The sequence below is a fragment of the Mucilaginibacter sp. P4_G9 genome, assembly GCF_056400985.1.
This window is the reverse complement of the sequence record NZ_JBFUKF010000470.1, coordinates 1-3,644: the sequence shown is the minus strand read 5'-3', so window position 1 is coordinate 3,644 and position 3,644 is coordinate 1. Positions and strand designations below refer to the sequence as shown.

The 3,644-nt window shown below is 42.3% G+C and carries 5 protein-coding genes; 2 read left to right on the top strand and 3 right to left on the bottom strand.

Translation table 11 applies throughout. The features are described 5' to 3' along the window. On the top strand, window positions 1-581 hold a 581-nt coding region (locus AC1DPZ_RS23925; RefSeq protein WP_477408196.1), incomplete at its 5' end, for a toprim domain-containing protein. A 57-nt stretch (window positions 582-638) separates the two neighbouring features. Here the strand turns inward: AC1DPZ_RS23925 and AC1DPZ_RS23920 are convergent. After that, window positions 639-947, bottom strand: a complete 309-nt coding sequence (locus AC1DPZ_RS23920) for a hypothetical protein (RefSeq protein WP_477408194.1) — start codon at window positions 945-947, stop codon at window positions 639-641. A gap of 230 nt (window positions 948-1,177) precedes the next feature. Between AC1DPZ_RS23920 and AC1DPZ_RS23915 the strand changes: the two genes are divergently transcribed. Further along, window positions 1,178-1,597 carry a hypothetical protein gene (locus AC1DPZ_RS23915; protein WP_477408192.1) on the top strand — a complete coding sequence of 140 codons (420 nt, stop codon included), beginning with the start codon at window positions 1,178-1,180 and terminating at the stop codon, window positions 1,595-1,597. A 139-nt stretch (window positions 1,598-1,736) separates the two neighbouring features. Here the strand turns inward: AC1DPZ_RS23915 and AC1DPZ_RS23910 are convergent, their stop codons facing one another. After that, window positions 1,737-2,195, bottom strand: a complete 459-nt coding sequence (locus tag AC1DPZ_RS23910) for a retropepsin-like aspartic protease (RefSeq protein ID WP_477408190.1) — start codon at window positions 2,193-2,195, stop codon at window positions 1,737-1,739. Window positions 2,196-2,273: 78 nt separating this feature from the next. Further along, on the bottom strand, window positions 2,274-3,644 hold a 1,371-nt coding region (gene tamL / locus AC1DPZ_RS23905; RefSeq protein ID WP_477408188.1), incomplete at its 5' end, for a translocation and assembly module lipoprotein TamL.

Here is a 3,644-nt window from a genome sequence, read left to right as displayed (position 1 = left end):
AGATCCTGAACGTGGAGAAAGCCATGGAGCACAAAATTTACGAGAACGAAGAGATCAAGAACATGTTTACCGGCCTTGGCGTTAGCCGCGGTACACCTGATGATGATAAAGCGCTTAACATTACCAAACTGCGTTACCACAAGATCATCATCATGACGGATGCCGACGTGGATGGATCGCACATTACCACGCTGATCCTTACGTTCTTCTTCCGTTATATGAAAGAGTTGGTAGAAGCCGGGTATGTATACATTGCTTCGCCGCCGCTATACCAGGTTAAAAAAGGTAAAGAGTTTGAATACTGTTGGAACGATGTGCAGCGTGATGCTGCCGTACAGCGCTTAAAAGGTGCCGGTAAAGAAGATAGTGTTCACATACAACGCTACAAAGGTTTGGGCGAGATGAACGATATTCAGCTTTGGGATACTACCATGAACCCTGCCACCCGTACACTTAAACGCGCTACTATAGAAAACGCTGCCGAGTGCGACCATACCTTTAGTATGCTGATGGGTGATGAGGTTGCCCCACGCCGCGAGTTTATTGAGCGTAACGCTAAGTATGCCAAAATTGATACATAGGATTGATGTGCAAATTTGCAGATTTCAGATGTGCAGATGCTTTTAATCAAATAATATTTAGCCCCGCTTTTTAAAGCGGGGCTTTTTTAATTTAATAACCTGTTTACCGTAATCAATTACTGCTTTATACTTCATCAGGATATCGCCGCCTAAAACGCCCAATACCTGCGGATGGCCCATCTGGCTGTAGGCTACGTTGATGGTAGATAGATCCAATACGGCAACTTCAAAATCATCAACCAATAAACTGCCGATTTGCATGCCGCTGATTATGGCGGTGAACGATTGCATGGTATTGGTACCCAAACCTGTTGATAGCCTGTCGCTTTCCAATATAGAAGTTGTTTCACTAGCTTGCGCAAGCATAGCCTGGTCAAATGCGGTTTTAGATGCCCTGTATCCAGCACAACAATAAATGCCTAGCCGAATAGGGTTTATATTGGAACGATTGTTCCAATATAAACCCTACAATGATAAAAGCCTTCTTGTACCCTCAGGGTTTCTCTGAATAGAAGACCCTGAGGGATTCGGGTAGTATAGTGTAAGGTTTATTTTTTCTGTAAAAAAAGGTATATTCAAAGAAAAAACAACTAATTGTGAAAATACTTAATATTGAAATCATTAAGGTTATTAAATATGTATTGCATACAAACCAGTTAGAAAAAAACTTAACTGAGTTTATGTATGAACCTGTAATCGAGGTATACGGGAAAGATTTCTCTACTAATAAAATGATAATTGAATTTATAATCAATTATTATAGCGGCGATGGTAATGAACTATTAATGGAATACGAAAGCAATTATCAGTTCAACTATGAAAGTGAAAGTTACGAGCGTGATATTTCTTCACTTATTGGCGTTTTAAAAGAAATGTATGTTCATACTGAAGCTTTTTTTCAAAGCTATGGATTTAAAAAATTTCAAGATATAGAGCTTGGCCCAGGTCGTCAATTGGAGGAGTTGGCACGTATCGGTATTAAAAACTTGAGAGCTAATAATCAATACAAATTTTAACCCCCTTAAATTACGCTCAGAGTCTCTCTGAATAGAGCATCCTGAGGGATTCAGGTAGCACTGTACCAACAAGTAGCACTAAGCCGGCCCGCTTGGGGTCCCTTTTCATGGAGACCCTGAGCGGACGAAAAGTTCTACATTATGCTATTTTTCCATCCCTGCGTTTTGTATCGCGGAGCTTTTTTAACTTCATGACCTGCTTGCCATAATCAATAATAGCCTTATATTTCATTAGGATATCGCCGCCTAAAACTCCTAAAACTTCGGGATGACCCATCTGGCCGTAGGCTATATTGATGGAGGATAGATCAAGCACGGCCACTTCAAAATCATCAACCGTTAAATCACCTATTTGCATGCCGCTAATGATGGCAGTGAACGATTGCATGGTATTGGTACCCAAACCTGTTGACAGCCTGTCGCTCTCCAATATGGAAGTTGCGTCACTTGCCCCGGCCAGCATGGTTTGATCGAAAGCAGTTTTTGATGCACCGGTATCTAATACCATAATAAAAGCTTTGCCAAACAGGATAACCTCTATCAGGGGATGAAAGCCATCGTCGTGCAGGTCGATGATCTGGAGGGGAATGGATGTCATAATTGTAGATGTGCAAACTGTAGCTATGCAAATATGCAGATTACAATCAGCGATTCACAAATGTAAATGTGTCGTTAATTAAAATGGATAACCAATGGCCAAGTTAAACACGGCATAGCGGGTGTTAAAGTTCCAGCGTTGACCATTTGTAGCGTAGGGCGAGCGGAGCGGGTAGCCAAGGTCGGTGCGCAGTACCAGTACAGATAGGTCGAAACGTAAACCAAAGCCGGCATCAACGGCAATATCATTCAAAAAATCTTTGCTGAAAGCGGCGCCCTTTCGTCCGCCACTGTGCAACAGCCATATGTTACCTGCGTCAACAAACAAGGCGCCACGTACAATGCTAAATAATTTTGGCCGATATTCCACGTTGGCTTCAATTTTTATATCACCAGATTCATCAGGTAAAAAATCGCCCCGGTTAACATTTACAGCTGTGGCAGGGTTATATGATCCCGGGCCTATTGAACGTGCCTGGAAACCGCGCAAGCTGTTTGGTCCGCCTATAAAAAACTGCTGGCTGTATGGTAACTGGGTTGAGTTGCCATAAGGTAAGCCAACGCCAACTATCAGGCGGCTGGCAAAAGTGCTGTTAGGCCCGGTTTTATGGAAAAACCTTATCTCATTCTCCAGCTTAACATATTGATTAAATATTGCGCCAAATAACTTTTTTACTTTGCCTGCGGTAGTATCGGCACCGGTAATCAAGCCGTATATATTGTTTGATAAACCAACTTTGCCGTTGTAGTACAGTGTATTGGTTCGGTAATCTTCGGTGGTATTGGTAAAGGTGTAGCCGTAGCTTGGGCCCAGGGTAAACTGCTTGTCAATAACATGCTGTAATGCGGGGTTTGGGGTATTTTTTATGCTATCCTTATAAAGCTGTGATACACTTTCGGGGTTTACAAATGATAAATTGAAGATGTTTAGCTCGTGACTGCGGTGAACATTCTCTTTCCACTGGTAACCAAACGATGCGTTAAACGAATTTAAAGTATATAGCTTTTGCCGGTTAACCAGTGTATATCCTAATGTTAAGTTGGTACGTGGAATATAAGCGTTATCGGCTTTAGGATATATGGGGCTGATGAATCTTGGCCACGATATTGTGGTGGTGATACCGGCCTGGTATACATTAAAGCCATTATTGTTACCGCCCAATTGCACATCTGTACTACCAAATAAGGTTATGGCTAAAGCCTCGGCACCTTTAAAGGCATTGCGATGTTTCCAGTTAAGGTTTACCTGCGTACCGGTGTAGTTGGCTGATGTAGTACGGCCCAGGATTTCCAGCTGTAATGATTTTTTGGGGTGGGGGGTTAAAAAGTAGTATACATCCAGCTTTGGCGAGTCGGGCGTTACATCCTCAAACCTGTTTTTTACAAATTTGTATGGCCCCAGGTTAATAAAGCGGTTTAAAGAGTTGTTATGGGTGGTACGGTTATATAC